General features: G+C 47.9%; 14 protein-coding genes. 7 read left to right on the forward strand and 7 right to left on the reverse strand.

What is annotated here, in order from left to right; translation table 11 throughout:
* Window positions 1–181: 181 nt before the first annotated feature.
* Together A3193_RS04330 and A3193_RS04335 are read left to right on the forward strand one after the other, a co-directional pair.
* Window positions 182–2,149, forward strand: coding sequence for an ATP-binding protein (locus A3193_RS04330; RefSeq protein ID WP_069014165.1), 1,968 nt, complete (start codon window positions 182–184; stop codon window positions 2,147–2,149).
* A complete protein-coding gene (locus tag A3193_RS04335) occupies window positions 2,139–3,746 on the forward strand; it encodes a DUF3369 domain-containing protein (protein ID WP_069014166.1) in 1,608 nt (535 codons plus the stop codon). The genes A3193_RS04330 and A3193_RS04335 overlap by 11 nt, the downstream gene beginning before the upstream one ends.
* A 37-nt stretch (window positions 3,747–3,783) precedes the next feature.
* On the opposite strand, the gene A3193_RS04340 is transcribed toward A3193_RS04335, so the two are convergent.
* The 3 genes from A3193_RS04340 to A3193_RS04350 all read right to left on the reverse strand — a co-directional run bounded on the left by A3193_RS04340 (window position 3,784) and on the right by A3193_RS04350 (window position 6,964).
* Window positions 3,784–5,037 (reverse strand): diaminopimelate decarboxylase, encoded by a 1,254-nt coding sequence (locus tag A3193_RS04340; RefSeq protein ID WP_069014167.1) that lies wholly within the window; start codon window positions 5,035–5,037, stop codon window positions 3,784–3,786.
* A 97-nt stretch (window positions 5,038–5,134) separates the two neighbouring features.
* The gene (locus A3193_RS04345) at window positions 5,135–6,355 is read right to left on the reverse strand and encodes an LL-diaminopimelate aminotransferase (RefSeq protein WP_069004967.1); all 1,221 of its coding nucleotides are present in this window, start codon (window positions 6,353–6,355) and stop codon (window positions 5,135–5,137) included.
* Window positions 6,356–6,622: 267 nt separating this feature from the next.
* On the reverse strand, window positions 6,623–6,964 hold the full coding sequence (locus tag A3193_RS04350; protein ID WP_069014168.1) for an ArsC family reductase: 342 nt from the start codon (window positions 6,962–6,964) through the stop codon (window positions 6,623–6,625).
* A gap of 447 nt (window positions 6,965–7,411) precedes the next feature.
* On the opposite strand from A3193_RS04350, the gene A3193_RS04355 reads away from it, so the two are divergent.
* Complete coding sequence (locus tag A3193_RS04355) at window positions 7,412–7,603, forward strand: hypothetical protein (RefSeq protein WP_069004969.1); 192 nt, start codon at window positions 7,412–7,414, stop codon at window positions 7,601–7,603.
* Between the two features lie 254 nt (window positions 7,604–7,857).
* On the opposite strand, the gene A3193_RS04360 is transcribed toward A3193_RS04355, so the two are convergent.
* Complete coding sequence (locus A3193_RS04360; RefSeq protein ID WP_069014169.1) at window positions 7,858–9,324, reverse strand: lipase maturation factor family protein; 1,467 nt, start codon at window positions 9,322–9,324, stop codon at window positions 7,858–7,860.
* A 360-nt stretch (window positions 9,325–9,684) separates the two neighbouring features.
* Here A3193_RS04360 and A3193_RS04370 point away from each other — a divergent pair, with 360 nt between their 5' ends.
* Window positions 9,685–10,353: a YceH family protein gene (locus A3193_RS04370; protein ID WP_069014170.1), complete on the forward strand. Its 669-nt coding sequence runs from the start codon at window positions 9,685–9,687 to the stop codon at window positions 10,351–10,353.
* 69 nt (window positions 10,354–10,422) lie between these two features.
* Here the strand turns inward: A3193_RS04370 and A3193_RS04375 are convergent, their stop codons facing one another.
* Window positions 10,423–11,136, reverse strand: a complete 714-nt coding sequence (locus A3193_RS04375; protein WP_069004973.1) for an SDR family oxidoreductase — start codon at window positions 11,134–11,136, stop codon at window positions 10,423–10,425.
* 576 nt (window positions 11,137–11,712) lie between these two features.
* Here A3193_RS04375 and A3193_RS04380 point away from each other — a divergent pair.
* A complete protein-coding gene (locus A3193_RS04380) occupies window positions 11,713–12,546 on the forward strand; it encodes a hypothetical protein (RefSeq protein WP_235614898.1) in 834 nt (277 codons plus the stop codon).
* Window positions 12,547–12,858: 312 nt separating this feature from the next.
* Entirely contained in the window at window positions 12,859–15,072 is a 2,214-nt protein-coding gene (locus tag A3193_RS04385) for an AAA family ATPase (protein WP_069014171.1), read from the forward strand.
* Window positions 15,073–15,487: 415 nt separating this feature from the next.
* Here A3193_RS04385 and cysC read toward each other — a convergent pair whose 3' ends face one another.
* Both cysC and A3193_RS04395 read right to left on the reverse strand, forming a co-directional pair.
* Entirely contained in the window at window positions 15,488–16,096 is a 609-nt protein-coding gene (gene cysC, locus A3193_RS04390) for an adenylyl-sulfate kinase (protein WP_069004976.1), read from the reverse strand.
* Between the two features lie 41 nt (window positions 16,097–16,137).
* Window positions 16,138–17,553 carry an undecaprenyl-phosphate glucose phosphotransferase gene (locus tag A3193_RS04395; protein WP_069014172.1) on the reverse strand — a complete coding sequence of 472 codons (1,416 nt, stop codon included), beginning with the start codon at window positions 17,551–17,553 and terminating at the stop codon, window positions 16,138–16,140.
* A gap of 1,011 nt (window positions 17,554–18,564) precedes the next feature.
* Between A3193_RS04395 and A3193_RS04400 the strand changes: the two genes are divergently transcribed.
* On the forward strand, window positions 18,565–19,071 hold the full coding sequence (locus A3193_RS04400) for a VPLPA-CTERM sorting domain-containing protein (RefSeq protein ID WP_069014173.1): 507 nt from the start codon (window positions 18,565–18,567) through the stop codon (window positions 19,069–19,071).
* Window positions 19,072–19,213 lie beyond the last annotated feature (142 nt).

Consider the following 19,213-nt stretch of genomic DNA (forward strand, 5'->3'; position numbering starts at 1 on the left):
AACGTTGTGCGATGGATTGTGTAAGGATAAGTCACTCGCTACATTTGCTACTGGTTTTTGCGCATCAAACGGATCGCTGATAACACTACCTGATCCGGGAACAGTCAGACTAGAGTATTGAAACGGTCAGGTGGAGTTGATGAAGGATTGATTTATGAATTTGGCATTGGATGTTTAAGTGATGGTAACAAGGTCGAGTCGTCTGTTTCTCCTGATCTCCCTTTTTATATTGGTCTCTGACAGTTTCTTTGTCTGGTTGAACTACATCTCATCTCGGGATGCCATGTACGAAAGCCTGCAGGATGAGCTGTCCGAAGCAGGCAGTGCGTTTAATATTTCATTGGATAGCAACATGGATATGCTGGAGCAGACTGCCCTGTTCGTAGCCAGTGATAAACGGGTGCAGGAGTTGTTTCTCGCCGGTAAGTTGGCCGTTGAATCAGAAGGTGGTGGCGCAGGTGGCATGGAGTCGGATCGGATTCGACAACAGCTGTACGAACTGCTTGAGCCTGGTTGGAGCGAGATGAGAAAGCAGTTCAAAGTGCGGCAGTTGCATTTTCATCTGCCCCCTGGTGCGCTCTCTTTTTTAAGAGTGCATCAGCGGGAAAAGTATGGTGATCGTTTGGATGAGATTCGTCATACGGTGGTGGACGCCAATCAATTACAACGTACGACAAGAGGCTTTGAAATCGGCCGACCCTATGCCGGTATACGTGGAGTAAGTCCTGTCTATGCCAAGGACGAGGGTGTGCGAATTCATATCGGTGTGGTTGAAGCCGGTATGTCGTTTAGCCAAATACTCGATCTGCTGATACGTCATACGCATGTCAACTACGCGGTGTTAATCAAACAGCAGGAGCTACAGCATCGTGTCTGGTCTGAATCCCTGAAGCAGCTCTATGCAGGACGTCCTCCGGTATCCGGTTACTATATCGAAGCCAGTAGTGATGATGAGATGTCAGCTCAATTGCTGTCTGATCAGGAGTTGCACCAAACCCTGTTCGATGAAGGAAAAATCTATATTCAGGATGGAGCTGAGCCGTTGGCAATGGTTGCATTGCCTTTTTATGACTATCAGGGAAGGCAGGATCCGGAGAGAGACCATATCGGGCATATCCTGATGTGGCGTGACGCATCCGCTGTCATCGCGAATTTCAATAAAAGTTTTAATAACAACATACTGTTTGCGGTGGCTGTTTTTGTGTTACTTGAGCTGATTCTCTATCTGGGAATGCGCAGGGTCACTCAACAGCTTGAGAGTGAGGTCAAATTTCAAACAGGTCAGCTGTCTGAAAGCAATTCCAAACTGGCGCAACGAAATACTGCTCTGATCCATTCGCTGCATGATTTGAAAGCGACTCAGAAACAGCTGATCGAGTCAGAAAAGATGGCTTCGCTGGCAGGATTGGTTGCCGGTGTGGCTCATGAGATCAACACCCCCGTCGGCACCAGTGTAACGGCGGCTTCCCATCTTAAAGACAGAGTTGTGAAAATCCGACAACACTTTGAGCGTAATGAGATGACGCGAACCGATCTTGATGGTTTCTTCGACAGTTCGGAGAAAGCCTGCGATATTCTGCTGTCAAATTTACAAAGATCCGCTGACCTGGTAAAGAGTTTCAAGCAGGTTGCGGTCGATCAGAGTAGTTTGAAGCGGCGGCTCTTCGATATGTGTGATTACCTTCAAGAGATCAAGCAGAGCCTGCAGCCCAGACTCAAGTATTCACGACATCGGCTTGAGATTGAATGTCAGTCACCAATAGAGCTCAATACCTGTCCAGGGGTGTTGTCCCAGGTCATCACAAATCTGGTTTTTAATTCCTTGATCCATGGCTTTGGAGATGATCCGGATCAATCGGGATTGATGCGCATTGAGGTAACATCTGTCGGCGATTCCCATCTGAGGCTTCTCTACACGGATGATGGAGCGGGAATCGCGGAACGCCATATTGATAAGATATTCGAGCCGTTTTATACCACCAACAGGGAAGCCGGGGGCTCGGGATTGGGTTTACATTTGGTGTATAATTCAGTAACAACTCATTTGGGTGGCGTCATACAGGTTGAATCAAAGCCTCATGCCGGGGTGCGATTCATAATCGAGTTTCCCAGAGTTTTCAGTCACCATGAGGACAAGGATGATCAGTAAGTCTCAACATATTCTCTATGCCCAGGAGCGAGAGAAGTCAAAGCCGTCCAGTTCAGCCTGGCGGATTCTCATCGTTGATGATGAACCAGATGTGCATGCTGTAACCGAGTTGGCTTTGGAGGATCTGGTTTTTGCCGGTCGGGGTATCGAGTTCGGGCATGCCTATACAGCACGTGAGGCAAGGGAATATCTGGAACAATATCCGGATACGGCTTTGATCCTGCTTGATGTGGTTATGGAAAGTGACCAGGCTGGATTGGAGTTGGTCGAAATCATACGCAATGAATTTCGCAATGACCTGGTGAGAATCATCTTACGTACCGGGCAGCCAGGTCAGGCACCGGAAAGAGAAGTGATTCTTCGCTATGACATCAATGACTATCGGGAAAAGACTGATCTTACCTCACTGAAGCTCTTCTCATCGGTTGTATCGGCTTTGCGTAACTATCGAGACCTGATGGTTATCGAGAAAAACAGAATCGGCCTGGAGAAGATCATACGCTCTTCAGGGTCTTTATATAACATTGGCTCTCTTGAAACCTTCATCAGCGGTGTGTTGACGCAGTTGGAAGCCCTGTTGAATCTGGGTGGTCATACTTTTTACAGTCATGCATTCGGGGTTTTGAAAGATGACAGTGACACGAGCATTGAACAACAACGCATCATCGCCGGTACGGGGAACTACGCTTCGTCCACCAATCAGAGTCTCAAAGACGTTGTTGATGATCAGGTTATGGCGCGGATCAAGAAGGCCCGATCCGACAGTGGGAGTATTTTCTATTCCGATGCCTGCCTGATTGAGTTGAGTAATGCGGAAGGGCGTGACGGTCTGCTCTATATTGAAGGAAAACTGCCACAGCTCGATGATATCGATCATAATCTGGTTGAGGTTTTTATCAGTAATGCAGCAATTGCAATGGGTAATCTGTTTTTAACTCAAGAGATTGAGTTTACCCAGAAGGAAGTGCTTTATACACTGGGGGAGTTCGCGGAATGCCGCTCTCAGGAGGTCAGCCAGCATGTAGCCAGAGTGAGTAAACTGACAGGTCTGATGGGACGAAAACTGGGCTTTGACAGTGACGACTGCGAATTATTGCAACTTGCCGCAGCGATGCATGATATTGGAAAAATAGCCATCCCATCAGAGTTACTTGAAAAACCCGGTCCGCTTTCCGATGAAGAGTGGCAAATCATGCAGGATCATTGCCGATATGGACACTCGTTACTCAGCAGAGCAAAACGCCCATTACTCAAGCTGGCAGCAATCATTGCTCAGCAGCACCATGAACGGTGGGATGGTACAGGTTACCCTCAAGGCTTGAAGGGTGATGAGATACATCTGTATGGTCGTATTGTCGCCATTACCGATGTATTTGATGCGCTGGGTAATGCTCGTGTCTACAAAGAGGCCTGGTCTTTGGAACGGATCGTTGACTATTTCAAGCAACAGCGTGGTAAGCAGTTCGATCCTGAACTCACCGATCTGCTGCTGGAAAATATTGAAGAGTTTGCATCTCTCAGGGAGATCTATAGCGATGAAAATTACCAGCGGCCGCAACTTGCCGATGATGGCAGTAGCGCCGCTTTGGATCTTTAAAGGTTTTCATTGCCAGTGTTAACAGGCCTTAGCAAGATTACAAGCTCAGGTTGTCTGCATCGAAATCCAGGGTTGCAAACAGATCATCCAGGGTCTCTTCACGACGTATCAGCTGAACCGTACCATCTTCGCGGAGCAGTAGCTCTTTCGGTCTGACTTTGCCGTTGTAGTTGAAACCCATTGCCTGCCCATGTGCGCCGGTGTCATGTATGCAGATGATGTCGCCGTCTTCAATCTTCGGCAGAGGACGCTGAATTGCAAACTTATCATTGTTTTCACACAGCGAACCGACCACGTCCACGACCTCATCCTCACCATCCTTGTTGAGTACTGAGACATGATGGTAGGCGCCATACATACCAGGACGCATCAGGGCGGACATGCATGAATCGACACCGACATAGGTTCTGTAGATCTCTTTACGGTTGATCGCTGTGGTTACCAGTACACCATGAGGACCGGTAATGTAACGACCACTTTCCAGGTAGAGCTTGGGGGTATAGCCATGGCTGTTTTTAAAGACCTTGAACAGCTCTGAAATCTCTTTGCCCATGCTGACGATATCCAGCGGTTTCTCTTCGGGGCGGTAGGGTATGCCCAGACCACCGCCGATATTGATGAAATCGAACTTGATGTCGAGTTCATTGGAAATCCAGTCAACCCGGTCGAGAAGCATGCGCGCTGTCTCCACCATGTAGGCGTGATTCAACTCATTCGAAGCCAGCATGGTGTGCAATCCAAATCGTTTCACACCGAGTGATTTTGCCTTGCGATAGGCATCGATCAACTGATCATGGGCAACACCGTATTTGGCCTCCAAAGGGTTGCCAATGATGCTGTTACCGGTTCTGCGTTCACCCGGGTTGTAACGAAAACAGATCAACTCGGGAACCTCGGGCACCTTGTCGAGCAGGGAGATGTCATCAAGGTTGAGTATGCAACCGCCATCCGCTTCGGCGACATTGAACTCGTTACCACTGGTGTTATTGGAGGTGAACATGATCTCTTCACCCCGGGCACCGATCTGTCGGCTCATGACCAGTTCAGCAATGGAACTGCAATCGAAACCAAAACCGATATCCTGCATCAGTTTCAGAATGGTTGGGTTCGGCAGGGCTTTTACTGCGAAGTATTCACGAAAGAAATCGACGCCACTGAATGCCTTGATCAATTGTTGTCCGGTTTCACGGATCCCTTTTTCGTCATACAGATGAAATGGGGTGCCGTAGTGTTCGACAATTTTTTCAAGGTTCTGAGCAAGACGTTCAGAGTAATCTTTTGATACTGGCACTTGTGTACCTCTTAATACTTCGTAGAGCTTATGTTCGATGAGCTGGCCACTGATGATGGTGAGCTAACCGCCATCAGTGGCCAGGCCGGATTCAAGTTCAAAGTGACGCTTTGACCCTTTCCATGGCCTGCTGCACGTTTTCAAAGCTGTTGAAGGCGCTGATTCTGATATAGCCTTCACCGCATTTACCGAAACCGGCGCCAGGTGTGCATACCACACCCGCATTATTCAGCAGGGTGTCAAAGAAGTCCCAGGAGTCCCCTTTGGCATCAATCCATATATAGGGGGAGTTTTCACCACCAATGCAGTCATAACCCAGGTTCTCAATCTGTTCACGGATATACTTGGCATTTTTCATGTAGTAGGCGACCAGTTCGGCAACCTGTGCCTGGCCTTCAGCTGTATAGACAGCGGCGGCGGCTTTCTGCACTGGGTAGGAGACACTGTTGAACTTGGTGGTATGTCTGCGATTCCACAGTTCATGGATGGAGACAGGCTCACCGGCTTCAGTGTAGGCCGTGCAGTCTTTAGGCACCACCGTGTAGGCACAACGGGTACCGGTGAAACCGGCATTCTTTGAAAAACTGCGGAACTCGACAGCGACTTCCCGTGCACCCTCGATTTCAAAGATGGAGCGGGGCAGATCCGGGTCCTGTACAAAGGCTTCATAGGCTGCATCGAAGAGAATCAATGCTTTGTTCTGTTTCGCATAGTCGACCCACTGTTTGAGCTGCGCCTTGGTTGCGGTCGCTCCGGTGGGATTGTTGGGAAAGCAGAGGTAGATCAGGTCCACTGGCTCTGTGGGAAGCGCTGGGATGAAGCCGTTGGCTTTGGTGCCATCCAGATAGGTCAGCCCGGTGTATCGACCGTTTTCAGCCGCACCTGTACGACCAGCCATGACATTGGTGTCCACATAGACCGGGTAGACCGGGTCGGGAATGGCAACCCTCACATCATCGGCAAAGATCTCCTGGAAATTGCCTGAATCACATTTTGCCCCGTCACTGACAAAGACTTCATCAGTTGCGATATTGCAGCCACGGCTCTGATAATCGCCCTCAGCAATCGCCTGGCGCAGAAAATCGTAGCCCTGCTCAGGGCCATAACCGTGAAATGTGGCGTCTGCGGCCATTTCGTCCACGGCAGCATGAAATGCCTTGACGCAAGCTTCCGGCAGTGCACGGGTTACGTCACCTATACCCAAACGAATGATATCTTTATCCGGGTTAGCCTCCTGAAAAGACGAGACCCGTTTTGCGATGTCTGAGAACAGGTAGGAAGCCTGGAGTTTCTTATAGTTCTCATTGATTTTGATCATGCTGCACCTCAGGAAACCGAAAAACGGGCCATTATACAGGGATTGAGGCTGAGTAGGAGAGTTTCAAGCCAATCAAAGCCAACCGGGATATGATCAGAGCGAGTCCAGTGGATTTTATATAAGGTATTGAATTACATAGAGTATAAAGCACTATTCTCGACTCTATGTCGATTCAAAAGGTCAATAATCGAGGTGTTTTATCGCACCGGCATCAAGCTCAATCGGCCAATCCCCAGGTCTGTTCAGATCGAACAGCCACTGATCAGATCAGAAGAGCTGTGCATATTGATCCGCTTTGAAACCAAGGTGGAGCTGTTTGCCATCATCCAGCAATGGACGCTTGATGATCGATGGGTGAGCCAGCATGATTTGAATCGCTTGTCTCTCGTCCAGATCGGCCTTTGCAGCTTCGTCAAGCTGGCGCCAGGTGGTACTGCGCTTGTTGAGTAAACTCTCCCAGCCCAATTGACCGGTCCATGCAGTGAGCATGGCTTCATCAACCCCCGCTTTTTTATAGTCGTGAAACTCATATGCAACACCGTGGTCGTCAAGCCACCGACGGGCTTTCTTTATCGTGTCGCAATTGGGGATGCCGTACATTTTGACCATTTTTATACCACTTGAGGATCTAGTTGCCTCTATAGTGACTGTTAAGAAAACCGTCGGCAAGTTTATCAATGGTTATCTTATCAACCACATGCTTAGTCTGGTGCAGGCAAGTTCTAAGCAACCGTCACTTTTTTGCAGTATGGATGTATGTGATGAGGTAACGAATAAATTATTAATTAATTCAATGCGTTAGACGTAAATTGTTCTCGAGTCAGCTAGTTGCATTCATGGTAGCCCATTCTATAGTCAGCCAATAATCGGTTGTTCAGTCCACCAGTAAGCGACGTCTCAGCGGAAAGGTCTCGAATCAGATTCCTATTTGAAATTGTTTATCCCGGATTTGCTACCGTCTGTTCCTTTTGTGCCCTTTTCAGGGTAAATCTCGTTGCGACTGGTGATACAATTCCCGCCACCTAAAGTTGCAAGGGTTACCAAAAAGGATTTTCGATGTTTAAGTTTAATGAAGACGAAGGTTGGCAAGTGAATGCCGACCAGCAGTTGATTACTCACCAGAACGGTTTCAAGGCTGAATACAAGGGTAACTGCATTTACGGAATCAAGCATTTCCCGATAGAGGCAACCATCCACGACATACGAAATATGGTCAGTAAGGCTGAAGAGTTTCTATCCCGCCTCTGATCGGTGTTGTCTGGATTTGAACTGAAGATCTCTAGCCTGGCCGTCATATCTCCACCGTCGGCGGGACAGTTCCCAAAATCGCCAATCACCCATCCAGTGGTGTGAGATGCTATGAACGGTCTCTTTAATATCAATTAGTTAGGGTTTTCTAGCACCACCTGACTCCAGGTAAGCGATTGCTATGGAAAGCATCACTCGAGACGCAGAGATTTCTCCCATTCACACCTTGTGTATCAATCCCGGAGAGCTGTGGCTCAAGGGCTTCTTGGCGATAGATGGGGAAACTCCCCAAGAAATTCTGTCTTCCACCAGTGGCCTGTGTCAGCCTTCTCTTCACTGTTGGTGAATGAGTAACGGTATACCAATACCCGAAGGTATTTTGGTGGGGTATCCGGATAGGGATTGTGTGCCAGTAAGCTCGTCACACTGGGCGACCCTGCCTTGACCTGTCTCATGAACTGATTAAACCAATAGATCTGCACCGGATGCTGGGTTGGTACGAACCAGAGCATCCAGTCGAGTCTGGGTTGATGGGGCAGGTTGAATCGGAGTCGATCCATTGCGTCATCCGGCTTGTAGTTGAATTGGTAGCTGCGCCATGCCCGGCCATCGTTTGAACCCTGAATGATCAGTTCATGTCGCTCGGTCTGCATGGTTGGGAAAATATGATACAGGTGACCAATCCCGAAATGCTGCACGGTTTCAGCTAAGGGTAGTGATTGTTTTATCACAGAATGATCCCAGAGTTTCGCGGAGAAGCTGATCAGGCTGGATGTGGGTATTGCAATAAAACATAAGATAATCATAAAGCTACGAATTGAGCCTACAGAGTTGTGGGTGCTTTTGATATTGGTAACCAGTCTGGCTGGCACGATTGACTTGATCAGTTTGTCATCCAAGAGAAACAGGCAGAGTGCGATGGTAAGAAAGTTGATGAAGTTATGGTTGCTGGTGGCGATGATCAGCAACTGCATCAGGATGGTGATCCCTGCGGCGGCCAAGCGGAATTTCCTCGGCAGGAAAATGAAGAATGGCACAATCAGTTCACTGAACAGGGTCAGTCCCACCCCGGCCTTCAGCAACAGATCGGGCAACTGATGGGCATACCAGGCGCCGATATGGGGTAGTGGTTGGGTCTCAAAATAGTAGTTGAGGGCGGTGAAACCAGACCAGGAGGGATCATTGCTGAACAGTTTGAACAGCCCTGACATGAATCGCAGACGAAACAGCAGCCAATCGAACAAAAATATCAGCAGCGGGTTAGCGCCGCCAACCAGGAATATGGAGAGAAATCCGGCTTCGAGTAGCAGCGTATCCCATTGAAAATTCATGAATACCTGTCCTGCATGATAGAGCGACAGATAGAGCAGGAATAACAGGATCAGAACGGATCGCTGCCAACGCCCGATCAGCAGCATCAAAGAGAGCAGGATCCCCAGCAGAGCCGCACTCTGAAGCAGTCCGTCATCTGTACCGGTCAACCAGAAGATTGAAGGAAAGCGCAGCCAGGCCTGATCACCAAGGTGTTGCTGCGCCAGTGCGAAATGGTTATCCAGTGGCAGGATGCCTTGACTCCCCACCAGACCGGTAATCTGAGAAGCCAGTGAGGCGAAAGCGCTCAGGTAGATCAATGCAAGCAATCGCAGGAACAGCCAACTGATGATCTGGTACCGGTCATCATAGTCAAGCAAAGGTTTGAGCCGGGCGATTATGGATTCCATCCGGATTGGCCTGTGATTACGGGATATGAAAAAGTTTACAGAAATTCAGCTGATTCCAGTAGGCCTCAGTGGGATTTTTAAACCGGGGCATGTAGTCACGAATCTAAAAATCAGGATGGATCGATGCTATGAAGGCGTCGGGGTGGGGTGAGGCGCCAATTGAGATGAAACTTGCACTGGACCAACGGATAAACCCGGTGTTTGACCGGGTTCAGGGGAAGCATCAGATATGGCGTCAGGAAGCGCTGACGGATTTTATGGCAAGCTATACTAGTCATCATGAATGCTTGGATGGCCAGGCAGTATCCGGTTGTGGATTCCGGCACTATCCCCCCGATCAGTAGGAGCTAAAAAGAGTAGATGCTTATTGAATTGACACCTCTGCAGGCGAGAATCATTGGTTGTCTGCTGGAAAAAGAGATTATCACTCCGGATCAATACCCCTTGTCACTGAGTTCATTGACCAATGCCTGCAATCAGAAAAGCAGCCGGGAGCCTGTACTCAATCTCAGTGAGACTGAGGTTCAGAACGGTCTTGATGAGTTGAAGAAGAAACATCTGATCAGCGACCGCACCGGGTTTGGCAGCAGGGTAGCCAAATACCAGCATCGGTTTTGCAATGTGGGTTTTGGATCATTGGAACTGACCAGTCAGGAACTGGCCGTTGTCTGTGTATTGCTTCTCAGGGGGGCTCAAACACCGGGCGAATTGCGTAGCCGCACAAACCGGTTGTGTGAGTTTGAGGATGTTCACGAAACAGAATCGGTTCTCGAACAGCTGATGCAAAGAGAGGAGGGACCGTTTGTCAAACGACTGGGACGTGAACCCGGTAAAAGGGAGTCAAGATATGCCCATCTCTTCTGTGGAGAAGTGAGCAGCATGGAGAGTCAGGAGCATGAGGAGACAGGTGAGTCCACACAGAGATCTGATGAGGGCCGTTTGGCTCAACTTGAAGAAGAGGTCGAGTCTTTAAGGCATGAACTGGATGGTATCAAGGCGCGACTTGATCTGCTTACTGAAAACGAGTGAATCCTGTTTTAGCCGGAAAAGCGGTGATGTTGGCCTGTTCCGCAAGCCCTTGGATGGGCAAGCATCGAGCTACCAGGGAATCTCCTCACCATGACGGAAAAAACCACCGCTGGGGCCATCATCCGAGAGTGTGGCAGCCCATACGATACCCTTGACCCCGTCTTCCACGGATAGAGTGGCCTCATCCCCCCCCATTCGGGTCCTTACCCAGCCGGGACAGACCGAGTTGATCTTGATCCGGGTTGGCTTGAGTTCATCGGCAAGAATGCGGGTGACCGCATTGAGTGCGGTCTTGGAGAGTCGGTAGGCCGGGCAACAACCATTCATATCACTTAATTGGCCCATCCCCGATGAGACATTGACGATTCTGCCTTCACCGTGCATGAGCGGGACCAGGGCCTGGCAGAGCTGAAGGGGAGCAAGGGTGTTGATCATGAATCCCTGTCGTACCGAATCCGGATCCGCATTGAGTATGCTGCTTCGGTCATCAGACGGTGGTGGATCAGGAAAGATTCCGGCATTGTTGACCAGTACATCGATATCTTTAAATTTTTCAGACAGATAAGATGCTAATGCTGCTATCGAGCCACTGTTGCTCACATCAAGTGGGAAAAACTCCACATTCAGCCCTTCCTGACGCAGCTGTTCAGCGGCAGCCAAACCTTCTGCCTCGTCTCTGGCAGTGAGTATCACTTGCCGACCCAGTTGAGCCAGTTGTCGGCTGGTTTCAAAACCTAATCCGCGATTTGCCCCTGTAACGACGGCAACTGATTGATTTTGCATGGATTATCCTCTGATGTTTCTACTCTATCTGGATCGGTTTTGGGCAACAGGCTAGTGGATGAATCTCCATCAGACCCGGATTTGTACCGTATCGGGAACACACCCGTAAATTATATTGTCAACTCAATAGATAGTAACAGTTCGATCTACCTCCATGACAAACACGCCAGCTTCATCACCACGAAAGCCGATGCTCGTGCCCGTTCCTGCTGTTGATAAATAAAAGGTAAGATTTGCTTCTAGGATTCATCGGCGAGATGATTGCTAATATTAATTTTTTATGAAGGAAATAGGACAAGAAATAGCCTATTCTTCATACATTGGTCTCAGGGATGAGGAATAAGCCAGCTGGCAGATTATGAGTTTGTGGCGAAGCATTTTTTATCGCCCGAAAGTCATAATCTATGTGACAAATCGAAGCAGATAAGGTCAAATCTCGCGTATAGCCGATGTCGGGTTGTTAATATGCAGAGCTCACAAATGATAGCCGATGGAACCATCCGCGAAATAGATGGAAAAGCCTCTATTTATTACGATGGTTATTGGATTAAGTACTACAAGCCCATGGAAGATAGCTTGGAAACCAAGAAATATCTGATAGATGCTTTAACCCGGCGTCTGTTCAACCATGTGGAGCATGGCATCAATATTCCCGGCGACCGCCTGGACGAGGCCCGCAAGGCCTATAATGAAGAACAGGATGATGACCTGAAACGGGTGAAGGGCGCCATGTTGGCCGGCGCTCTCTTCAACCGCGGGACTCAAATCTTCCGTGAACTGGTGAAGCAGGAGGATGAAAGCATCAAAAGCGGTAAGGGAAGAGAGATGCTTCATGAGTGCGGGCAGTATCTGCTGGAGGCCCTGGAGCTCGGCAAACTGGTAAAACATCGCAGCGGTGATGAAGGTATCGATGAGCTTTGGGGTGAGCCTTTCCGGGCATTCACTGTTCCAATTGAGTCGTTTTACGAAAGTCGATATATAAAAATCGCGCAGACGATGTATGACATCGATCGTATCTCCACATCAATGGCCGAGGCTTTCAGCGGTAGCACATTTTTCAGAAACACAGAACAGCTCATCAAGCAGCTTGCTGTCACCGCCAAGCTCAAATGTGAGACCCTGCGTACCGACCCGGTCATATTTGACGTTTGGCCGAAATTTGCCGTCGCTGGTGAGAAACTGCTTGCCCTGGCCCCCAGTGAAAAGACCAACAACTCCTGTCTGGCCTGTTGGGAGGTGGATGAAGGGCAGCGTCTGATCAAGGATGGTACTGATCTGATTACCCATATGGCACGGGCAAGAGTCTCGATGCCAAAAAGTACTACCGCCTATCTGGAACGTTGCAAGGCCTACCTGGCCTGCCGCAAACCGGGAATACAAACCTCAGCTGTTGAACTGAAATCACTCTAGCAGGCCACTTAGTAGCACCCCAGAAGATAATTTTTATTTATGGAAGAATATAATTTGATTATGGGTCAGGGGTATTGATCGGTCGTGCTTGCTTCACTCTCTATTCACCTGTCGAGTCAGTCTGCTGGCCTGAGGGCCGGTGAGAGCTTTTTAACCAAGAAAATATCTCGGTTATTCGCCATTGGCCACCTTTACTAAGGCGGGGAGATGTCTGACTGGTATCAGAGACGAGTGAATATTCAAAGTGACTGTATATCTGTGACTGTCTAATATACGATCTTCAATAGAACCCGCAAATCACTAATATAGGTCATGTTTGAATCCTACTACGAGCTGAACGACAACCCTTTTCGTCTGAGTGCAGACGAAAGCTTTCGTTTTGCTCACAAGAACTACCTTAAAGCCTGGTCCTATCTGAGCTATGCCTTGGAGCAGGGGGAAGGCTTTGTGATGATTACGGGGCAACCCGGATGCGGGAAGACCACGCTGATTCGGGATATCCTGGCTCAACTCGATAAAGAGAAGACCCTGGCTATCAATCTGGTAACCAATCAGCTGCAGGCGGAAGAGCTGTTACGCAAGGTTGCCTTGGAATACGGATTGCCCGCCGAAAGTTACAATAAGGCCACGTTGCTCACCCACATTCAGGATTTTGTGGAACAGGAGTACCAGAAAGGCCGGCGTGCAATCATCGTCATCGATGAAGCTCAGAATCTCACCTTGAATGGTCTTGAGGAGCTTCGGCTCCTATCCAATCTGCAGTCAGGCAGTCACCCTCTGTTTCAGATTTTTCTGGTTGGACAGGATGAACTGAGAGGGGTCGTACTAAGCCCGCAGATGGAGCATGTCAGGCAACGATTGATCGCCACCTGCCAGATCGAGCCCATGTCTGTCTCTCAAACAGAGGGGTATATCGAGCATCGACTGGGCATCGTGGGCTGGCACGGAGACCCGGAACTCGAAAGTACGATCTTTCCACTGATCCACTATATAACCAAAGGCATCCCCAGAAAGGTCAATCATGTCGCCAGTCGGTTACTACTCTATGGTGCGCTGGAAGAGAAGCATAAGTTCACCGATGAGGATATCTGGATCGTAGCCGAAGAGCTGTTTGGTGAAGAACGGTTGGCACTCAAGTCAGGTGAGACCTTCGAAGAGTTCAAGACCGCCTATTCGGTTGAGTATGAAGAGCATATATCTGATCTGGATGGTCGTGATTCCGAACAAACCCTGGATCAATCCTCCGAAGAGGAGAGCATTCATGCTGAAAGCAACGAAGGGATTTCGTTAAGTATTGAGAATGACACCTTTGAGCCCGACCTTGATCAGCCGATGTTAGTGGAAGAGGATGCCGATCTATCTGCCGAACAGCAAGGTGAAACGGCTGAGCCAACTGGCTATCAAGAGCAAGATACGGATCAGCTGCCCCCCCAGTCTGAATTATTTATTGATTCAGATGAGGTCAGGACATTAACCGAGAAGATTGTCGATGAGAACCGCTCGGTTGCGGATGATCTTGCAATCGAAGCGCAGTCTGACGGTACTCTAGCGGAAAGTGACTTGGACGATACCGTCAGACGCGCGAAAACAGATGATGAGAGTACTGAGGCCGTTGCTCTGAATCCGGAAGAGATCCTCAATACGCCGACGATGAAGGCCGAGAGGTATCGGCATGAAATCGAAGCATCCGGTGGTTTTATCGTTACAGATGATAATACGGATAAAGAAGAGCTGGTCTCCGGTGGGTTACAAAAGTCGATTCGCCATGTTGCATTGATCGTATTGGTTGGATTTCCGTTGATTGCCTACATCGTATGGACACCGGAACAGATCAATGGATTTTTGAGCGAAGCAAACCACACAATTCAATCTTTTCTGACACCCAAGTCTCAACCCTATAAAAACAGAACTGAACCCAAGTCCAACGAGAGCATCGCCACAGCTGTGGGTAATCGCCCTGACTCAGTAGAGCAGACACAAGCAGATCAAACACCGAGCGCGGCATCAGATACTCCGGAAACTTCGTCTGTTAATGTGGAGCCTGTGACAGAGACAAGTGATGGTATCGCGGCCTCTGAAACCAAAGAGGCCGGTGAGGACTATATCGCCACCCAGACCAGGTATCAGCAGATTGAGGTCCCGGATAAACAACCACCTCCGATCCCAAGCAGTGCATCGGAAAGAAAATTTCAAATTTTCTTCGAAGACAACAATGCGGAGATACCAACTGAATTTGAAGAGATGCTGAATGATCTCTATATCGTTCTCTCACTCAATAGCCAGGCGAATCTGAAAATTCGTGGGTATACGTACCCCAGCGATGATCCATTGCAAAATATGCGGCTCTCACTGGAGAGGGCACAGAAAGTATCCCTCTATTTCATCGATCGGGGCATAGATCAGGCGAGAATCAAAATCGAGGGCCACAGTCCAACCCTGCAGCAGGCAAATCGGGATAAGGATCTCCTGGAGAAACACCTGAGCAGCCGGCGGGTGGAGTTGCTTCTGCAGGAAGGGTTGTACTAAATATCCCTTACTCACTTCATCATTCCGGCGAAAGCCGTAATCCATCAGATTGTTACACTGGAAGCTTCAGCCACACATGAGAGTGATGGCCTAGCTGATCAGTTTATCCACACTACTCAGGTAGATCATCCAATCTGTTTGTTACATTCCATCCTTGAACACTGCTGTCCCACTAACTTTGACCGTAATGATCCTAACGGATCAACTACAATTGGTCTCTCCAACCTATCGGAATCGGTGACATAAATAGAGATAACCAACCGGTAGATGAAGGTCAGAAAAAAAGCACTAACCGTCAGTGTGCAAAACAGACAAAGAGAATAGCTCCCCTCTCCCCTTGGCGGGAGAGGGGCCGGGGGAGAGGGGGAGAAGGGAAGTACTCATCACACCCCAAATATATTTAGAGAACTATGTCTCAAACCACAACATTGGGAATTACCCCTTGCTGCTCCAGTGCGGCCAGCAATGAGTCGACACACTCATCAACCTCCCGGTTTTCCGTATCCACAACAATTTCAGGATTCTCAGGCTCTTCGTAAGGAGAACTGATCCCGGTAAAGTTCTTTATTACTCCTTCGCGAGCCTTTTTGTAGAGCCCTTTTACATCTCTGGATTCGCAGGTTTCAATTGAGGCCCTAATATAGACTTCGATGAAATCACCCTCGGCGAAAAGTTCGCGGGCCTTGTTCCTGTCTTCACGTATTGGTGAAATGAAGGCAGTCAATGCGATCACGCCCGCATCCACGAACAGTTTGGACATTTCACCAATACGTCTAATATTTTCAGTTCGGTCTTCAATGCTGAAACCAAGATCATTGCAAAGGCCATGCCTGACATTGTCTCCATCAAAGACATAAGTTCTGCATCCTCTCTGGTGCAGGCGTTCTTCGAGTGCATGGGCAAGTGTGGATTTACCGGAGCCGGAGAGACCAGTAAACCAGAGTAGTTTTGCTCGGTGTAAGTTCATCTTCTCCCGTCGATCACGGGTCACAGTGGCTTGGTGCCAAACAATGTTATCGTCCATGTATGTATACCTGCTAGTTTTCTATGCAATTAGCAGAATGCTTAGTAGACATTGCCACTTCTTAGCGAGAACGGGGTTCTCGCCAAGATCGAAAGATCCAGCCATAAAGACCAATTGTTAATGTACTCCAAATCGTACTTGACCCGTTTTTCCATCTGCTCAAGTTCTCTGGTTTCTCCGCGAAATCCTCGTATCTGGGCAAGTCCAGTAATACCAGGCTTAATCCGGTGGCGGGCAAGATAGGCTTCGATCTGTTTTGAGTATTCGATATTGTGCTGTAACGCATGTGGCCGTGGGCCCACAAGAGACATCTGGCCCGCCAGCACATTGAACAGTTGTGGTAACTCATCGATACTGGTACGGCGAATAAAGCTGCCGATCTTTGTAATACGCGGGTCTTCCCGGGTGGCCTGCTTTACCACTCCATTCTCTTCAGTATGCAGTTTCATACTGCGGAATTTCCATATTCTGAAGTTCTTGCCATCCCAGCCGGTACGCTCCTGCCGGAAAAAGACCGGGCCAGGTGACTCCAGTTTAATCAGCAATGCTGTGACCAGCATGATCGGGCTGACCAGGATCAGCATGAGCAGTGACAACACCCGGTCCTCGATGGTTTTCAGTAACAGGTGAGTACCAATCAAGGGAGTTTCAGAGAGGGTCAGGATGGGGATCCCTGCCAACTCCTTCACACTATGATTGATCAGATTCAGTGCAAATATATTGGGTGCCCAGTGGATATCCACATTTTCATTCAGCAGATCAAAGTAGATCTGCTGAATCATCGGGGAACTGTCCAGGGAGACCGCTATGTAGATGGTATGAATCTCATGGTGTTTAATTAATGTCTTGATATCTTCCAGTTTACCCAGAACAGGTAGTTCAACACCGTTTGATTCATTCTGGTTTTCCCGGCATTCCGAGGTCAGTACCGCGCCTATGATCTCCTCCGGCATCCAGGGATTGTGGTTAATCCTGTGGTGCAGGTGTCTCGCCAATGCACCATTGCCGATAATCAGTGCCTTGGTGTTGGCCTCCTGTGAAACCATGTGGCGTTGCAGCAGACGAAACCCAAAATGGAGAAACACCTGGGTGAAGTAGCCAAATACAAATAGTAGACCGATGACAGTCCGGGAGTAGGTATCAGAATGTTTGGTGGCAAAGGCAAGCAGAAGTAGAAAGGCAAAGGCACTGCTCCAGGCCTTTAGCAGTTTGAATGCTTTCTTGGTCATGGTGCCGTGATGACGATAGATATTCATCCGGTCATAGATGACCGACATGCTACCGAGCAGCGCCAGGGCCATGATGATGTAGTGGTTGGTCAGTTCGCCATTGAAGAAGAAGAGCAGGGCGAGCAATAGGATTATAACAGCGAGGCCATCGAAAAGGGCCTGAAGTGATGTCGTCAGAGTGTTGCGGCGTTGTAACAGAGACCGTTCTGTTTGCTTGACATCGAGCAAGTCCCTTTCCTCCTGAGTCCATGTAGAGTTTCCAGCCTGAAATTATGATCTAGATTGAATCAAAATTACAAGAGAGAATTTTTATCTGGAGAACTAAAGCGGTAGGGTCATCTCTTATTACAAATATTTTACAAACTTGTTATAAAATTTCTCTATAGCGATACTGATTGATTTAAGAACTACCAAGTTTGGACTAAAGAGTGGGTTATGTAGTTGAAACTCTCATCTGCCACTATAGCGGCAGAAAATTAAGCAACTATCTTGTTCCATGGAGTTTATAGCTAGCTATACCGACCGTCACCCCGACAGATGCCGGAAACCAGTAATTCCAAACATCTGGCATCCAGAGTATTTGCTGCTCTCAGATTATATTATGAGTGCAGTGATGTGTTGAAACCAGATTCTTCTCCCTCGGAAAATAATCCATACTGCATTACTCAGAGAATTCAACGATAAATTTGAATATTGTACGTAATTGGTTCAAATGAGGGCTTCGCGCACCACGAGTTAACAAGCTGTTACTCAGTTGATTGGGATAAGTACTCAAATTAGTACGTCATGCTATTTGTAGTACGAACATCATTTTTAAATAGATAGTTAAAATATTGATATTTTGCTAATTATCAATATTCAATCGTCGTTTAATTTAGCGTGCCGTACCAAACTATTTCTAAACTAAAGTAGATTACTTACATAACTCTAGATCGTCATATTAGGAGTTAGAGTACTAAACGCTGTCGAAATATTTGACACTTACAAATTAAATTTATAGACATCAAAGCGGATGTCAGGGTTAAAAAAACTATAATTCAAATTAAAACAATAAGATATGCTCACAGCCCATTTAAAGGCATAAAATTTGCCTATAGGAATGCCGATCACTATCTTTTTAAGTATTTGGAAAACAGTGATCACAACACTCTCTGAGGATCAGTCAGTGTTCAACCCCTAAGGGAAGAGTTAACTGGATGGCCTCAGTAAATAGGACGTTTTTTATTGAGAGGCAGTGACATGAAGTTGTTAAAAAGGATATCAAGTGCAATTCTTGGCTTGGTGAGTCTATTTGGCTTGGGCAGTGCAACAGCTGTCAATTATAATGTAGACCTAACCCTCGGCCAGACTCATACTTTCAACCACTTACATACTGATACGTACGATTACTCTGGTACTTTCACCGATACTGGAACCTTCGAGCTGACAAATGCGGGTTCTGTCAATGTTTCGATTGCTGATAATGAGTTAACGTCTGTAGTAGATCTGTTAAGTGTTTCGGCGTTCGCAGTTTATGACAGTAATTCGAACGTACTTTTCTCTACCAGTGATCTTGTCAATACTGTGATACCACTAAGTGATCTGGCTGTAGGTGTTTACACATTACAGTTTGTTGGTAGTGCTGACGGGATTTTTGGCGCTGCATATGACGTAACTGTCAGCGCTGTTCCCCTTCCTGCAGCAGCTTGGCTGTTTGGGACAGCATTATTAGGATTTGTGGCTTTTAGTGCTAGACGGACGGTTTAAGCTAAATCTAAATGAAAGTTACTCCATGGATGGAGTTTTTGCTAACTTCATTAGGAGCTATTCAGCTAACAGACAGATGAGGTCTATTTTGATGTTAGTAGAATGCAATCACATGAACTGTCATTTAACTGTAAAATGCTAT

Source organism: Candidatus Thiodiazotropha endoloripes, assembly GCF_001708965.1.
GTDB lineage: Bacteria > Pseudomonadota > Gammaproteobacteria > Chromatiales > Chromatiaceae > Thiodiazotropha > Thiodiazotropha endoloripes.